General features: G+C 35.9%; 15 protein-coding genes and 1 riboswitch. Of the genes, 8 read left to right on the top strand and 7 right to left on the bottom strand.

The window, feature by feature from the left end:
- Positions 1–90 precede the first annotated feature (90 nt).
- Positions 91–1584 (top strand): o-succinylbenzoate--CoA ligase, encoded by a 1494-nt coding sequence (locus FDO66_RS16365; protein WP_181444612.1) that lies wholly within the window; start codon positions 91–93, stop codon positions 1582–1584.
- 153 nt (positions 1585–1737) lie between these two features.
- Here the strand turns inward: FDO66_RS16365 and FDO66_RS16370 are convergent, their stop codons facing one another.
- The 3 genes from FDO66_RS16370 to FDO66_RS16380 form a co-directional block, all read right to left on the bottom strand.
- Positions 1738–1896 (bottom strand): DUF1540 domain-containing protein, encoded by a 159-nt coding sequence (locus FDO66_RS16370; protein WP_141433732.1) that lies wholly within the window; start codon positions 1894–1896, stop codon positions 1738–1740.
- A gap of 128 nt (positions 1897–2024) precedes the next feature.
- Positions 2025–3071, bottom strand: coding sequence for a cytochrome d ubiquinol oxidase subunit II (locus tag FDO66_RS16375; protein ID WP_141433733.1), 1047 nt, complete (start codon positions 3069–3071; stop codon positions 2025–2027).
- Positions 3072–3146: 75 nt separating this feature from the next.
- The gene (locus FDO66_RS16380) at positions 3147–4508 is read right to left on the bottom strand and encodes a cytochrome ubiquinol oxidase subunit I (RefSeq protein WP_141433788.1); all 1362 of its coding nucleotides are present in this window, start codon (positions 4506–4508) and stop codon (positions 3147–3149) included.
- Positions 4509–4732: 224 nt separating this feature from the next.
- On the opposite strand from FDO66_RS16380, the gene FDO66_RS16385 reads away from it, so the two are divergent.
- Positions 4733–5296, top strand: coding sequence for a beta-class carbonic anhydrase (locus tag FDO66_RS16385; protein WP_141433734.1), 564 nt, complete (start codon positions 4733–4735; stop codon positions 5294–5296).
- A 346-nt stretch (positions 5297–5642) separates the two neighbouring features.
- Here the strand turns inward: FDO66_RS16385 and yidD are convergent, their stop codons facing one another.
- On the bottom strand, positions 5643–5900 hold the full coding sequence (yidD, locus tag FDO66_RS16390) for a membrane protein insertion efficiency factor YidD (protein ID WP_141433789.1): 258 nt from the start codon (positions 5898–5900) through the stop codon (positions 5643–5645).
- Positions 5901–6062: 162 nt separating this feature from the next.
- On the opposite strand from yidD, the gene FDO66_RS16395 reads away from it, so the two are divergent.
- A complete protein-coding gene (locus tag FDO66_RS16395; RefSeq protein WP_141433735.1) occupies positions 6063–6533 on the top strand; it encodes an S-ribosylhomocysteine lyase in 471 nt (156 codons plus the stop codon).
- 228 nt (positions 6534–6761) lie between these two features.
- On the opposite strand, the gene cls is transcribed toward FDO66_RS16395, so the two are convergent.
- Both cls and FDO66_RS16405 read right to left on the bottom strand, forming a co-directional pair.
- On the bottom strand, positions 6762–8210 hold the full coding sequence (gene cls / locus FDO66_RS16400; protein ID WP_141433736.1) for a cardiolipin synthase: 1449 nt from the start codon (positions 8208–8210) through the stop codon (positions 6762–6764).
- A gap of 317 nt (positions 8211–8527) precedes the next feature.
- Positions 8528–8785 (bottom strand): DUF6154 family protein, encoded by a 258-nt coding sequence (locus tag FDO66_RS16405; RefSeq protein ID WP_141433737.1) that lies wholly within the window; start codon positions 8783–8785, stop codon positions 8528–8530.
- A gap of 311 nt (positions 8786–9096) precedes the next feature.
- Between FDO66_RS16405 and ytkD the strand changes: the two genes are divergently transcribed.
- The 3 genes from ytkD to FDO66_RS16420 all read left to right on the top strand — a co-directional run bounded on the left by ytkD (position 9097) and on the right by FDO66_RS16420 (position 10793).
- Positions 9097–9582, top strand: a complete 486-nt coding sequence (gene ytkD / locus FDO66_RS16410; RefSeq protein ID WP_141433738.1) for an RNA deprotection pyrophosphohydrolase — start codon at positions 9097–9099, stop codon at positions 9580–9582.
- A 139-nt stretch (positions 9583–9721) separates the two neighbouring features.
- Complete coding sequence (locus tag FDO66_RS16415) at positions 9722–10510, top strand: alpha/beta hydrolase family protein (protein ID WP_395939798.1); 789 nt, start codon at positions 9722–9724, stop codon at positions 10508–10510.
- A 40-nt stretch (positions 10511–10550) separates the two neighbouring features.
- Positions 10551–10793, top strand: coding sequence for a DUF2584 domain-containing protein (locus tag FDO66_RS16420; protein WP_141433739.1), 243 nt, complete (start codon positions 10551–10553; stop codon positions 10791–10793).
- A gap of 41 nt (positions 10794–10834) precedes the next feature.
- Here the strand turns inward: FDO66_RS16420 and pckA are convergent, their stop codons facing one another.
- Entirely contained in the window at positions 10835–12382 is a 1548-nt protein-coding gene (pckA, locus tag FDO66_RS16425) for a phosphoenolpyruvate carboxykinase (ATP) (protein ID WP_141433740.1), read from the bottom strand.
- Positions 12383–12562: 180 nt separating this feature from the next.
- Here pckA and FDO66_RS16430 point away from each other — a divergent pair, with 180 nt between their 5' ends.
- Together FDO66_RS16430 and metK are read left to right on the top strand one after the other, a co-directional pair.
- Complete coding sequence (locus FDO66_RS16430) at positions 12563–12940, top strand: thiol-disulfide oxidoreductase DCC family protein (protein ID WP_141433741.1); 378 nt, start codon at positions 12563–12565, stop codon at positions 12938–12940.
- 137 nt (positions 12941–13077) lie between these two features.
- A riboswitch (SAM riboswitch) is annotated at positions 13078–13314 on the top strand.
- Positions 13315–13758: 444 nt separating this feature from the next.
- Entirely contained in the window at positions 13759–14961 is a 1203-nt protein-coding gene (gene metK, locus FDO66_RS16435) for a methionine adenosyltransferase (RefSeq protein WP_141433742.1), read from the top strand.
- Positions 14962–15172: the final 211 nt, after the last annotated feature.

The following is a 15172-nucleotide window of genomic DNA, read 5'->3' on the forward strand; positions in this document are numbered from 1 at the left end:
AAGTAAAAAACACTTTTTGAGTCATAAGAACATTTTTCTTCAGGGCTGTTCAAGGCGCTTCCGCTTTTCTTATAGAAGGTGAAAAAGATAATGCAGGAATTCATACCTAATTTTTTAATCAAACGAGCATACTTAACTCCTGACAGAACTGCAATTGTTTATAAGGGTACTTCCTTAACTTTTGCAGAGCTTTATCAGCGCTCATATCAGTATGCCGGAAAATTAACTAAGATCAAGGTGGAAAAAGATCAGTTTATAGGTGTTTTAATGAAAAATGATCTTGATTCAGTTGTTATATTACTTGCTTTACAATTGCTTGGAGCAACAGCTGTCATATTAAATAATCGCTTAACAAGTACAGAGCTTTCTTGGCAATTAGAGGATTCTAAATCTGTCATGCTGATTACTGAAAATGCTTTTTCAGAAAAAATTATGGACCTACAAAAAGAGCTTTCGGAGCTAAGGATTATTTCAAAAGAAAAATTAATCCTAGGATCCTTTCAGAAGCCTATTATAACTGAAGAGGTGCATAGCGATGAACTATGCACGGTCATGTATACGTCTGGAACGACTGGCTACCCTAAAGGTGTTTTACAAACATATGGAAATCACTGGTGGAGTGCTATCGGCTCTAGTTTAAATTTAGGGATTTCCGAGGATGATTGTTGGCTTTGTGCTGTGCCGCTATTTCATATTAGCGGATTTTCCATTTTAATGAGAGGATTAATTTATGGAATAAAAATCGTACTCCATGATTCATTTCATGAGAGAAAAACGATTGAAGATATCAAGAATGAAAAGGTCACAATGATGTCCGTTGTCACTACCATGTTAAACAGGATTGTCAAGGAATTAAAAAGTGAAAAACTGCCAAAGACCTTTAGGTGTATGCTTTTAGGGGGAGGACCTGCTTCATTACACTTGCTTCAAGCATGTGTAGCAAAAGACATCCCAGTATTTCAATCGTATGGGATGACGGAAACAGCTTCTCAAATTGTAAGTCTTTCTTCAGAGGATAGCACCCGGAAGCTCGGTTCTGCCGGAAAACCTTTATTCCCGTCGCAATTAAAAATTGTGAATGAAAAAGGAGAGGAAATGGCACGAGATAAAGTCGGGGAAATTGTTGTGAAAGGTCCAAATGTTACAAGTGGATATTTGAATCGTGAAGAGGAAACAAAGCGTAAAATAATAAATGGGTGGCTTTATACAGGGGATATTGGTTATTTAGATCGTGAAGGATTTTTATATGTTTTAGATAGAAGGGCTGATTTAATTATTTCTGGTGGAGAAAATATTTATCCAGCTGAGGTTGAAGGGGTCCTTGTTTCATATCCTACGATTAAGGATGCTGGCGTCATCGGAATTAAAGATGATCATTGGGGGGAAATTCCCTTTGCCTTTCTCGTTGTAAAAAATGGTACTCTAATATCAGAAGAAGATATTACTCAGTACTGTTTACAAAAATTAGCGAAATATAAAGTACCAAAAAAGTATTTGTTTATTGAGGAAATTCCACGAAACGCTTCTAAAAAGATCATAAGAAGACAGCTGCGTGATTTATATTGTTCTATATATGGTGATTGAACATAAACAAAAAAAGAAGGAATCCTAAAACAAGATAGCTGTTTTAGGAAAGCCCTTCTTTTTTTAATATATCATTTTCAGGTATCTCATCTTCAGGTAGGGAAGATTCTCCACTTGGTTCCCCTTAGTTTCAGCTTACTGAAACGAGTATCCTTAGTGTTCAGTTGGTTCAAAGGTTTTACAGTCTGTTTCTTGACTTGAATCTGCTGTGCTTCCTCTGTGACTAACAACATATATTTGATCAGCAGCGCATAGATTCCCATTTTTCCAATAAGAACAGTTATTTACTTCGCAAAGTACATCTTTTGCCATGTTAATCAGCTCCTTTTAAAATGGTACATCAACTATTGTTGACTTCTCGCTTGCCGTTCATACCTGCCAATAATATATACCCTCTCGTTGTTTACTAATCATTATGGAGAATTATAGTACAGCAATCATCAATGTGCTTTTTTCTTAAGCCCTTTTAAGTATCGTTTATCATTCATAAACAAGCTCCAAAAATAAATAAATCCTGGGAAGAGGATCAAAAACCCAACAATATATGTGATAAAAACCGCTCTGAAAGAATTAGGATCTGTAAAAGCTGACTCAATTGTCACATGTGGATAAATAATAAAAGGAAGATGAGCTTTTCCATAAACATAACTTGCCAATAAATATTGAATGGTAACAGCCACAACGGCTAGTCTTGGCATCCCTACAATCCCTTTTTTCATAATAGAAGGTAGAAACAATGCAATCATACCCAATAAAAAAAAACCAGTGGAAAGATAAAGAATCCAAATATCATTTGCCATATTTTTAAATAGCCAATTAGCCTCTGTTTTCAAAGACAGCATAATAATAAAAGCCATGATCAAAGACAAAGGACCAAGAAGCATTGCATCTCTCCTATACACATAATAAGCTTCTAGCTCATCAGAGGCATTGGAATAGTCAGCCAATAAGAGTGAGGAGAGAAAAAGAGTACTGCAAATAGCAAAAATAAAAAAGGCATATTCATTAGGACTGCTGAAGAGTTTTACTAAATCGAGTGTTTGGTGACCGTCTGATAAAAAAATAAATTGTCCATGTGAAATAGGTAAAACACTAATTAGTAATCCTGGTATTAAGATGCCAGTAATTCCTGATATATAAGTAAGTGTATGGCGATATTCTACTGCAATATTGGAAAACACAAGAAATGCACTTCGTATTGCGAGCAATAGCAATATTAGACTTCCTGGAATTAACAAAATGGTTCCAAGTGTATAAGCGGCTTTCGGAAATAGACTATATACTGCGACGACTAAAGCTACAATAAAGGTGTTCGTTACTTCCCATGTTGGCGATAAGTATCGGTTCGCAATATTGGTTGCTTTTGTTTTTTGCTTTTTAATATAAATCATCGACCAAAAGCCTGCTCCAAAGTCCATAGTAGCCATAACAGCATAAATAAACACAAATCCCCATAGCACAGTAACCGCCAGCAAAGCATTAGTCATCCCCTCACTCCTTTCTTATTGTTTATGTTTTTTTACCTTGAAAAGAAACAGGTGTCTAGGCTTCAAATGGAATTCTTAAGAAGTGGATCCTGCAACTGTCATTTCTTTTTGCTCTGCTTGATCTAAATCATGTTGAACTGTATGTTTTCTAAAATAATAGAGCAGGACAAAAACGACAGAAATGGCCAAAACGATATAAACTGCAACAAATAGGATAAAAAGAATTCCTAGATTACCAGCAGTTGTAACAGAATCTTCTGTTGATAGCATTCGATAAATGGTCCACGGCTGGCGGCCGGTACAGGCAAAAATCCATCCAAATTCAATGGCTAATAAAGCAAGAGGTCCAGAAAAAACGAAAGTCCAGATAAGAAATTTAGGGAAGCGATCCTTTTTCAAAACTTTCTTCCAGACGAAAGCGATGATGGAAATTAAAATTAACAAGCTGCCTATGCCAACCATTGCGTTAAAAAGAGTATGAATATAAAGCGGCGGCCAATGTTCCTTTGGAAAATCATTCAAACCTTTCACAATTGTGTCAAACCGGTTTCCAGCTAAGAAGCTTAGAGCCCATGGAACCTCTATGTCCCATTTTACCTCTTGTTCTTCTTTTGATGTGTAGCCACCAATGGATAACGGTGCATACGATTGTGTTTCAAATAACCCTTCAGCTGCCGCTAATTTCTCTGGCTGGTACTCATGAAGAATTTGGGCAGCCTCATGTCCATTTGTTGCTGTAAGGATGGAAAAGATTCCTCCTATTACTAAGCTAAGCATTAATGCTTTCTGATGAAATTGATAGACTCTTGTTCCAAAGTCTGTTTTAAGCATTTTATACGCAGAGACAGAAGCAACGATAAATGCTCCTGTTGTATAAGCAGACAAGGCTACATGCCCAGCTGTTACAAAGAAGGTGGGATTAAAGAAAGCTTTCCAAGGTTCTACATCTACAATCTCTCCGTTTTCGATTCGAAATCCTTGGGGAGTACCTTCAAATGCGTGCACATTTGTAATTAAGACAGCTGAAGCAAATGCACCTAGTGCTACTAATAATAAGCTTGTGATTCTCATCCATGGTGGAATTCTTTCTGCAGCGTAAACGTAAATGGACATAAATAAAGCTTCAATGAAAAATGCATATATTTCAATTTGAAAAGGTAAGGCCATGACTTTCCCAATCACCTCCATAAAACCAGGCCATAATAAGGAAAGCTGCACTCCTGCAATGGTTCCAGTTGGAATGCCTACACCTAATAAGACAGCAAAAGCTTTTGTCCATCTTTTTGCCATGATGACATATTCAAGATCCTTCGTCTTTTGATACATCAACTCAGCAGTTATCATCATAAGAGGAAGACCCACACCAATAGTGGCAAAAATAATATGAAATCCCATCGTTGTTCCAAACATACTTCTAGCAATTAATAAGTCGTTCATTTCATTAATTCTTCCTTTCATTCAAATCCATACCTTTATTGTTAGCGTTTTGAAACGAAATATGTAAACTTTTCCGTTCTTAGGAAAATAATCAATGGGGGTCCTGCCTAATTCGGGATAAAAGGGAAAAACTTTTCGTGCATATATATTTACAAAAAAAATTTGTTCCATTAATCTAGAGAGGTGTGAGAAAATTGAAATTGTATTCAAAGAGGGTGGAAGAAATGAGTTTATTGCAAGACATATTATCGTTCAACGAAGAGTTTGTAGCTGAGAAAAAATATGAGCAATATGCGACAACGAAATTTCCAAATAAACGCATGGTCATTTTAACATGTATGGATACCCGATTAATTGAATTACTGCCAAAAGCAATAAATGTAGGGAATGGCGATGTGAAAATTGTTAAAAATGCTGGGGCGTTGGTTACACACCCATTTGGCAGTATTATGAGAAGTATATTAGTTGCCGTCTACCAGCTTCAAGCAGACGAAGTGCTCGTCATTGGTCATAGGGATTGTGGAATGAGTGGGATGAAATCTGAAGTTATGATTGATAGTATGAAATCAAGAGGAATTTCAGATAACATATTTGATACATTGAATTATTCAGGGGTAAATGTTCAAGAGTGGTTAAAAGGCTTTGAAGATGTATGTGATAGTGTGGCACATAGTGTTGATATCATTAAAAATCATCCTCTTTTGCCAAACAATGTACCTGTACATGGGCTAGTTATTAGTCCTTCAACTGGAAAATTAGATTTAGTTATTGATGGATATGAAAAGTAAGGTGAAACTTCAATCAGTGGGGGTTTTCTCGACGTACAGGAAGTACTAGTGCAGACAATGCGACAACGTCGCGCTTTTGTCTGCCATTCCCCATTGATTGTTTGTCACGCAGAGCCTGATTGACTTTTCTAAGGGCTGAAGCCCAAAGAAAAGTCTTATTTCACCAATCACGCTCATACATGCCACATCCTGTGGCATTCGCTTGATTAGGACGTCCTGTCCGTCGTCGGGCTTTTACGGGCAGTTAACCCACATAGGATTTTTTCTTGTTTATATTTATAAACTTGAGGTGGATCTTACTGCCCGTTAATGCGGGATAAACTCGGTTCATTCAGCTGAAACGAGTTTACTTTATACGATGGTGCTTATGAGACTTTGTTTTCATTGACCATTGTTTAGGGACTGGGTCAATCCCACCAGGATGAAAAGGATGGCATTTTACGAGTCGTTTCAGTGTAAGCCATCCTCCTTTTATTGCTCCATATTTTTTTATGGCCTCTAGTCCATATTGAGAGCATGTTGGATAAAAACGACATGTTGGTGGTGTAAATGGTGAAATAACGGTTTGATAAAATCGTATTATAGCAATAAATAAAAATTTCAGCATTTATCTTCATCCTTAAATTGTGAATTGATCATAATACTTTCTATAAAACATAGCATAATGAATGTGAATAGTCTAAATATCCAGTATTCGTATTATACTGATGAATTTAGTTGGAAATTAAGTTATAATAGAAAAAAACAGAAAAAGGAGTGATGTTCAATGCCTTCAGTTGAAAGCTTTGAATTAGATCATACAGCTGTAAAAGCTCCATATGTTAGACATTGTGGTGTGCACAAAGTAGGTAGCGACGGAGTCGTTAATAAATTTGATATTCGTTTTTGTCAGCCGAATAAACAGGCTATGAAGCCGGAAGCGATTCATACACTAGAGCATTTACTTGCTTTTAATATTCGAAAATACGCTGAAAAGCATTCCCATTTTGATATAATCGATATTTCTCCAATGGGATGTCAAACAGGTTTCTACTTAGTAGTAAGCGGTGAGCCTACAGTGGAAGAAATTATTGATTTATTAGATGACACATTGAAGGATGCAATTGAAGTCATTGATATTCCCGCAGCAAATGAAAAACAATGCGGTCAAGCAAAGCTTCACGATTTAGATGGAGCAAAACGTTTAATGAATTTTTGGCTGGAACAAAGCAAGGAAGATTTAAAACAAATTTTTTAAGCATTAAAATAAGGAAGCCATAAGAGTGTGTGACCTAGATAGGCACATTCTTTTGGCTTCCTTATTTGTTAGGTAGGAAAGTATAAATTTTCTGAAGTCCGACGGGTGTCTAGCTTCAGCGCCTAGCCCTTGTGAAAAATAACCTCATGCCTCTAAAAGTAAAAAACACTTTTTGAGTCATGTGAACATTTTTCTTCAGGGCTGACCAAGTCGCTTGCGCTTTTCTTATTAAAGAATGGGAGAAAGCAGTCTAGAAATCGATTCTTTAAATCGGATCATTAACGGTCTTTGTAAGTATTGTTCATACGTTAATTCTTTAGAGAGCTTTAAATCTTTGTAAAAGCACTCGGTTAGTTTCTTTGCAACATCTTCATTGTATAGAAATGCATTTACTTCAAAATTAAGGCGAAAGCTTCTGACATCAATATTTGCCGTGCCCACTGAAGAAATTTTTTCATCAATAATGATTGTTTTGGCATGAATGAAGCCATTTTCATAAATAAATATTTTTGCACCTGTTTTAAGCATTTCCCCAATATAAGAGTAAGTGGCCCAATAGACAAACATATGATCAGGTTTGTTAGGGACAATAATGTTTACATCAATGCCAGATAGAGCCGCAATTCTGAGTGCATCTAATAGGCTGCTGTCTGGGATGAAGTATGGAGTTTCAATTAGAATTGATTTTTTAGCAGAGGAGATCATCTTAATATAACCATTTTTTATTTGCTCCCATTCAGAGTCCGGACCGCTTGTTACAATTTGCATCCCAATCTGTCCGTTTGATTGAATATCTGGAAAATAATCTTTTGAATAATGAATGTCATGGCGATGAGAGGCTTGATTCCAATCTAAGATAAACCTCGTTTGAATCGCGTGTACAGCACTTCCTTCAATACGAAGATGAGTATCACGCCAATATCCAAACTTTGGGCTTAACCCAAGATATTCATCTCCAACATTAAAGCCTCCAACATATCCAATTTTTCCGTCGATAATCGAGAGCTTCCGATGATTTCTAAAGTTAAATCGAAAATTAATAAGATGAAAGCGGGAAGGAAAAAATGCTTCTACTTCGCCACTGGCTTGACGAAGCTCTTTGAAAAATCGTTTTCTTAATGATCTTGAGCCAAGATCATCATATAAAACTCTTACTTGTACTCCTTCTTTTGCTTTATTTGCTAGTGTATGTACGAGTTTTTTTCCAATATTATCATATCGAAAAATATAATACTGCAAATGAATATGGTTTTTTGCTCCCTTAATATCAGCTAATAAGGCGTTAAATTTATCATTCCCGTCTGTAAAAATTTGAAGATGATTGTCTTCTGTATAGACAGCATCATTATTATGAACATGCATGTAAATTAAGTCTAAATTTGATTTGATAAGTTCATTTGAAGGATGAAACTCGTTTCGGCTAATTTCTAATAATTGGGAAGAAATGATTTGCTCGATGCCAATCTTCTTTTGATCGTCCCATTGAAACATTTTTCTTTTTGTTAAGTTTTGACCAAAAGTAAGATATAAAATAAATCCTAAAATTGGAATAAAAAATAATACCATTAACCATGCCCAGCTTGCACCAGCATCCTTCCGTTCTAAAAAAATAAGGACTGAAGCAAAAATGATATTCAAGATAAGAATAAGGCTGACTAAAATGGAATAAATTGACATTCGACAAAATCCTTCCAGAGAATCTATTCAATAATGAATGAAAAATTAGATGTAGACAATCAATCGGGTTGTATCTTACTTTATGCTGGATATATGAATATCTTACTAATCTCCTTGCATCATCAGTATTTTAACATGGACGTGGAAGGAACATCTAATTTCGAGTTTCACGTTTTCGAAAAGAGAGTCAATAAAAATTATCAAAGGGTTCATTAATTATGCATCATTAAAAAATACCTTCTCTTTTTAAAAAAAGCACTTTATCAAAAACCTATTTCTTGATAAAGCGCTTTAATAAGCAGGATATGTAAAATTTTCTAATGTACATTTCGGTGGTAATAAGGGGGACTTTTATGCTGACCATAGCCTTCACTTGCAAATTTCCCTTTCAAAGTTTCAATTACATAAATCCCCATTAGGTCGTAGAGCTCTTGATTATCCATTTCTTGTATAAGATTGAGAAGGTCCTCTCGAGTCATTTCTTCTAAAAAAGCAAATGTCAGCATATCAATATCTTCTTCGTCCCCAGTTAATTTATGCCGATAAAGTTTGTAAAGCTCGTCAATGATTTTCATTTGTCACACCTCCTATTAACATATATTATTTACACAGATAAGTCTTGTATCCATTAATGATCTTTTATTTAAAGTAAAGAAAGTATAAATTTTTTGAACTGCTCATTTCAAGTTATTTTTATTATCTTTTTAATATTACTTTATCGCAAGTAAAAAAGAAAAATTTTGCCTAAATTTTTAAATATGGACAAATTTACAATAGAAACGACACCAATTCGTTTTCACCAAAAGTGTTCAGGATTATAATAATGGATAAAGTGAATGATTCAGAACGATTTTTAATAGGATAAATTCATTAAAGAGAGGTTGCTATGGAATTATTTTATGATACAAGGGGAGCGACTGTTCGTCTCTCGTTTCAACAAAATGCTTTTCCAGAAAAGCCAAAGCATGTCATTGTTATTTGTCGGCTAAAGGATGAATGGCTTTTAACGAATCATAAGATTCGCGGATGGGAATTCCCAGGCGGAAAAATAGAAGCAGGAGAATCATTAGAGGCTGCGGCAATTAGAGAGGTAAAAGAAGAAACAGGAGCCTTACTGAAGAGTTTGGTATATATTGGAGAGTACGAGGTGAATGATCAAACATCCACTTTTGTTAAAGCTGTTTTCTTCGGAATCATCGAGAAGCTACAGCCTTTATCCTTCTATTTTGAAACAAATGGCCCCATTTTTGTAAAGGGAAATATTATTGATTTACGCTGGGAAAAGCAATACAGCTTTATTATGAAGGATAAGGTTATGGAAAAATGTATAAAAGTAATAGAAAATATGAAGAATACGTTGGATGAAATTTAAATTAAAGGTATCGCTTCTTATAACAGATTTTCGTTAATAAAGTATGATTACATAAAATTGAGCTGATATCCTCATTTTAAACAGGAATATTGTAAGATTTTCAATATGGGGCATTGTCATAAAATATGGGGTGATTATGTTGATTAATTTCAGGGACTTAATAATTCAAAGGGAACGCTTTCCTTCGCCCCATCCATGTATTGAATTATCCATTATTACATACATTTCAGATGGCTTAAAAGTAAAGGGAATGTTAGCTGAACCTAAGGATGGACAGTCTTATGATGGTTTTCTTTATTTACGAGGCGGAATAAAAAATGTGGGAAATGTAAGACCTGGTCGAATTATTCAATTCGCATCGGAAGGATTTATCGTATTTGCTCCGTTTTATAGAGGTAATCAAGGCGGAGAAGGAAACGAGGATTTCGCAGGGGCCGATCGAGGAGATGCTTATTCAGCATTTGCTTTACTTGCCATGCATCCAAGAGTTGATCGTGTCCATGTTTTTGGCTTTTCCAGAGGAGGAGTAATGGCTTTATGGACGGGCATTCATTTCCAAGAAACCGCTTCTGTAGTTACATGGGGCGGAGTGAGTGATATGTTTTTAACCTATTCAGAAAGAACGGATTTGCGCAGGATGATGAAAAGAGTGATAGGAGGAACACCTGCAAAATATCCTGAGCGGTATGAGAGCCGAACGCCATTGTTCGAAATAGTACAAATACAAGCCCCCGTACTGATCATTCATGGTGTGAAAGATCAGAATGTGTCAATTGAGCATGCTTATCGACTTGAAAACGGGTTGAGAGAACTGCGGAAATCAGTTGAATGCTGGTATTTTGAAGCATATACACACTATTTCCCTCCAGGGATGAATCGAAAAATAGTTCAAGAGCTTACATCATGGATGAAAAAGCAAAGAACATAATGGTAAAATATATTTCAAGGAATAATAAGGGGTGATCCAAATGGGAATGCCGTTAGAATTAAATACCATGATTGTTACGAAGGGAAAAGAAAGTCGTCTTTACGATAATTACTTTACTTTAGTAAAGGAAGGCTATCGCCTTTACCCTCTCGACATCCCTATTGAGGTTAAGAAAACAATAAATGGAGAGCAAAGTGGAATAGCGTTAATAAAGAAAGTTGAGTGGGAAAAGGATCAAACCTCTATCACCTATCAGCTTATTTCATTAAATTCAACGAATTAAGCTAACAGGCACCAATATTCGATATATTGGTGCCTGTTACTTTATAGATTAAATTTTTTATAGTTTTCTTCGAATTTTCTGGCAAGCTCACGTGCTTTTTGTTCATAAAGCTTTGGATCAGACCATGCTTTTATTGGCTGAAGTACTTCATCTGGTACACCTGGAATATGAAGGGGGATTTCTAAACCAAAAATAGGCTCCTTAATAGTTTCAGTATGATTTAAATCACCATCTAGAGCGGCACGTACCATTGCCCTTGTATAGGCTAGCTTAATTCTTTTTCCAATACCATAGGGTCCGCTTGTCCATCCTGTATTAATAAGGAAAACCTTTGTATGATGCTTGCTAATTTTTTCACCGAGCATTTCCGCATAGCGAATCGCTGGCAAAGGAAGAAATGGTGAACCAAAGCAAGCTGAAAAAGTAGCTTGTGGTTCTGTGATGCCTTTCTCCGTTCCAGCTAGCTTAGACGTATATCCACTTAAGAAATGGTAAATAGCTTGTTCCTTTGTGAGTTTAGATATTGGAGGCATAACACCAAAAGCATCAGCTGTAAGGAAAATAATTGTGTTAGCATGACCAGCCATACTTGGGTAAACAATATGATCGATGGCTTGGATAGGGTATGCAGCTCTTGTATTTTCAGTTATTCTTCCATTCTGATAGTTTGGTTCTCTTGTTATTTGGTTAAACACTATATTTTCCAATACAGACCCAAATTGAATAGCATTATAAATCTGAGGTTCTTTTTCCTTACTTAAATGAATACATTTTGCGTAACAGCCGCCTTCAATATTGAATATTCCATCATCAGACCAACCATGTTCATCATCACCTATTAATCGTCGATTGGAATCAGCTGATAGGGTCGTTTTTCCTGTTCCAGAGAGTCCAAAAAAGAGTGCTACATCCCCCTCTGCGCCAACGTTCGCAGAGCAATGCATAGAAAGAACACTTTTATCTGGAAGAAGATAGTTCATAATGGAAAAAATTGATTTCTTTATTTCACCCGCATATTCCGTTCCTCCAATGAGCACAATTCTCCTTTTAAAAGAAATGACAATAAAAGCTTCGGATTTTGTGCCATCTAGAAGTGGATTTGAATGAAAGCCTGGAGCAGAAATCACTGTAAATTCAGCATGATGCTCATTTAGTTCTTTCAGGGTTGGTCGAATAAACAATTGATGAGCAAATAGATTATGCCAAGCATATTCATTGATTAATTGAATAGGAAGCTGATAGTTTTTGTCAGCTCCTGCAAAGCCTTTAAAAACAAAAATTTCTTCCTTTTGCTTTAAATAAAGCAGTACTTTTCGATACAGATTTGAAAAAACCTCATCTGAAATAGGCTGATTAACTGAACCCCAATCAATTTTGTCTTCGATGAATGCCTCTTTTACAATAAATCTGTCTTTAGGTGACCTTCCAGTATATGCACCGGTTGTCACACAAACTGCTCCAGTAGAGCTTAAGCTTCCTTCTTTACGTTGCAATACTTTTTCAACTAGTTGAGGGACAGATAATTGAGATTGAATATTTGATCCAGTAAGTAGTTCTGCTAACTCAAAAGACAAGCTGATTGAATTCATGTTATTCACTTCCTTATATAAGAATGTAGTAGAAAACGATTACAACTAAAAATAGTATAACACATTTATTTAAATAGTCTATACTAATTGTGATGGAAGTCATGCGTTTAAAAAAAATGTTAATAATTTGCCATTACTATATACTATTATTAGAATTGATAAACGATTGGGATGAAAAGGATGAAACTTATTGTTTTGTACGATGCAAACTGCTCTTTATGTAAAGAAACAAAGAACAATTTGAAGAAGTTAGATTTATTTCATAAAATAGAATGGATTTCTTTACAGGATTTTGAAAATGAAAACTCTTCTTGTTCTTTTAAGCCATCTGAATTGCGAAAAGAGCTTCATGTGATTACGTCTAGCGGAAGTGTAAAAAGGGGATTTTATGCAATTAGGTTGTTAATGCTCTTTTTGCCAGTGACTTTTTTCTTTGCACTTGTTTGTTATCTTCCTTTTGCTTCTTTTATCGGAAATCCAGTTTATCGATGGATAGCCAATAATCGGCATAGGCTTTATAAAAAAGGATGTGAAAGTGGAAGCTGCCGTTTGGAATAGGTATGAAATGAAAGAATCTAAGAGATGTGTTACCCTCTATCAAAAATAAAGAAGAATGTCTTCACTGTAAATAAAATGTGAAAAATGATTGACACCATTTGGTATGATACGGTATCATTCTAATTTGAACGGATACTCTCTTATCCCGAGCTGGTGGAGGGACAGGCCCAATGAAACCCAGCAACCTACTTTACAAGGTACTTAATTGAAAAGCTTTGATCGAATATGTAATTTGAAGCGAATATTCAAGAACTGAATTATAAATCAGTTTGAGAATAGGAGCTTATTCGAGAAGAGTGTTTTTAATCATTTAGATCTATTTGTAAGGAAAGGTGCTAACCTGACGCAAGGCTATTTTCCTTGAACGATAAGAGTGAAAGGCGCGAATCAATTTGCTTTCAACCTTTTCACAATTGGAAAGGTTTTTTATTTTTATAGGAACTATAAAATAGTTTGCTGTGGAACACTTCGATTAAAGAGTATCCACGTCCAGCTCCAGCGTCTAGCCCTTGTGAAAAATAACCCTTTGTCTCAAAAAGTAAAAAGCACTTTTGGAGCCAAATGAACATTTTTCTTCAGGGCTATTCAAGACGCTTGCACTTTTGGTTCTTTGCATTTTGATAGAATGCTTTTTTAAAATTGTACATTTAATGTGGAGGCTATGAAATCTTAAAGTTTTGTTTAATATTTCATAAAAGCTCTATGTTTACTTCATACTACTTAGGGAATGAGTACCGTATCAATTTGAGGTTAACTAGGGACGTATTTACCAAACTACACAACCTCTCTTACATTATATAAATAAGGAGGGTATCAGAATGTCAACAAAACGCCGTTTGTTTACTTCTGAATCAGTTACTGAAGGTCATCCAGATAAAATTTGTGACCAAATTTCTGATGCGATTTTAGATGCAATTTTAGCAAAGGATGCAAATGCTCGTGTGGCAGCAGAAACTTCTGTTACAACGGGTTTAGTATTGGTAGCAGGAGAAATTACAACGTCTACATACGTAGATATTCCAAAAATTGTCCGTGATACGATTAAAGAGATTGGTTATACACGTGCGAAATACGGTTTTGATGCTGAAACTTGTGCTGTACTAACTTCAATCGACGAGCAATCTGCTGATATAGCCCAAGGAGTGGACAAAGCTCTAGAAGCTCGTGAAGGTCAAATGAGTGATGAGGAAATTGAAGCGATTGGTGCAGGAGACCAAGGTCTAATGTTTGGATTTGCGTGTAATGAAACAAAGGAGCTTATGCCTCTTCCTATTTCATTAGCACATAAAATTTCTAGAAGATTAACAGAAGTTCGAAAAGAAGATATTCTTCCTTACTTAAGACCAGATGGAAAAACTCAAGTGACGGTAGAGTATGATGAAAACGACAAGCCTGTTCGTATTGACACGATTGTTATTTCTACTCAACATCATCCTGAAACAACATTAGAGCAAATTCAACGTAATTTAAAAGAATATGTCATTAATCCAGTTGTTCCAAAAGAGTTAATCGATGAAAACACGAAGTACTTCATTAACCCTACTGGTCGATTTGTCATTGGTGGACCTCAAGGAGATGCTGGATTAACAGGAAGAAAAATCATCGTTGACACATATGGCGGATACGCTAGACATGGCGGGGGAGCTTTCTCTGGGAAGGATCCAACAAAAGTTGACCGTTCAGCGGCATATGCAGCTCGTTATGTAGCCAAAAATATTGTTGCTGCAGGACTTGCTGATAAGGTTGAAGTTCAGTTTGCCTACGCAATTGGTGTTGCTCAGCCCGTATCTATTTCGATTGATACGTTTGGAACAGGGAAAGTAAGTGAAGATGTTCTTATTGAACTTGTTCGACAAAACTTTGACTTACGTCCAGCAGGAATTATTAAAATGTTAAATCTTCGTCGTCCAATTTATAAGCAAACAGCTGCTTACGGTCATTTTGGACGCAACGATATTGATCTTCCTTGGGAGCTTACTGATAAAGCAGAGACTCTTCGTGAACAAGTAAGTAATAATTAATGATTAATGATTAAATAAAAGGCTCAGTCAAACGATAATGTTGTTTATGGGAAGGGAATCTGCGAGACTCCTGCGGAAAAACGGGCTGGCAAGACCCCGCAGGGAGGTACGAGCGAGGAGGCTTGCCGGTTCGTCCGCGGAAAGGGAGTAGATTCCCTGACCTTTTGAAAATCAACAATGGAATTTAACAGAGCCAAATAAAAAGGTGGGA

The sequence above is a fragment of the Bacillus sp. 03113 genome, assembly GCF_006546985.1.
Lineage (GTDB): Bacteria > Bacillota > Bacilli > Bacillales > Cytobacillaceae > VATK01.

What these genes read in the sequence shown, in the direction of transcription:
- FDO66_RS16405 (WP_141433737.1), bottom strand. Translation starts at nt 8,785, where the DNA reads ATGAAAATCATTGACGAGCTTTACAAACTTTATCGGCATAAATTAACT.
- FDO66_RS16375 (WP_141433733.1), bottom strand. Translation starts at nt 3,071, where the DNA reads ATGACTAATGCTTTGCTGGCGGTTACTGTGCTATGGGGATTTGTGTTT.
- FDO66_RS16370 (WP_141433732.1), bottom strand. Translation starts at nt 1,896, where the DNA reads ATGGCAAAAGATGTACTTTGCGAAGTAAATAACTGTTCTTATTGGAAA.
- pckA (WP_141433740.1), bottom strand. Translation starts at nt 12,382, where the DNA reads ATGAATTCAATCAGCTTGTCTTTTGAGTTAGCAGAACTACTTACTGGA.
- FDO66_RS16430 (WP_141433741.1), top strand. Translation starts at nt 12,563, where the DNA reads ATGAAACTTATTGTTTTGTACGATGCAAACTGCTCTTTATGTAAAGAA.
- FDO66_RS16380 (WP_141433788.1), bottom strand. Translation starts at nt 4,508, where the DNA reads ATGAACGACTTATTAATTGCTAGAAGTATGTTTGGAACAACGATGGGA.
- FDO66_RS16365 (WP_181444612.1), top strand. Translation starts at nt 91, where the DNA reads ATGCAGGAATTCATACCTAATTTTTTAATCAAACGAGCATACTTAACT.
- ytkD (WP_141433738.1), top strand. Translation starts at nt 9,097, where the DNA reads ATGGAATTATTTTATGATACAAGGGGAGCGACTGTTCGTCTCTCGTTT.
- metK (WP_141433742.1), top strand. Translation starts at nt 13,759, where the DNA reads ATGTCAACAAAACGCCGTTTGTTTACTTCTGAATCAGTTACTGAAGGT.
- FDO66_RS16420 (WP_141433739.1), top strand. Translation starts at nt 10,551, where the DNA reads ATGGGAATGCCGTTAGAATTAAATACCATGATTGTTACGAAGGGAAAA.
- FDO66_RS16395 (WP_141433735.1), top strand. Translation starts at nt 6,063, where the DNA reads ATGCCTTCAGTTGAAAGCTTTGAATTAGATCATACAGCTGTAAAAGCT.
- cls (WP_141433736.1), bottom strand. Translation starts at nt 8,210, where the DNA reads ATGTCAATTTATTCCATTTTAGTCAGCCTTATTCTTATCTTGAATATC.
- FDO66_RS16385 (WP_141433734.1), top strand. Translation starts at nt 4,733, where the DNA reads ATGAGTTTATTGCAAGACATATTATCGTTCAACGAAGAGTTTGTAGCT.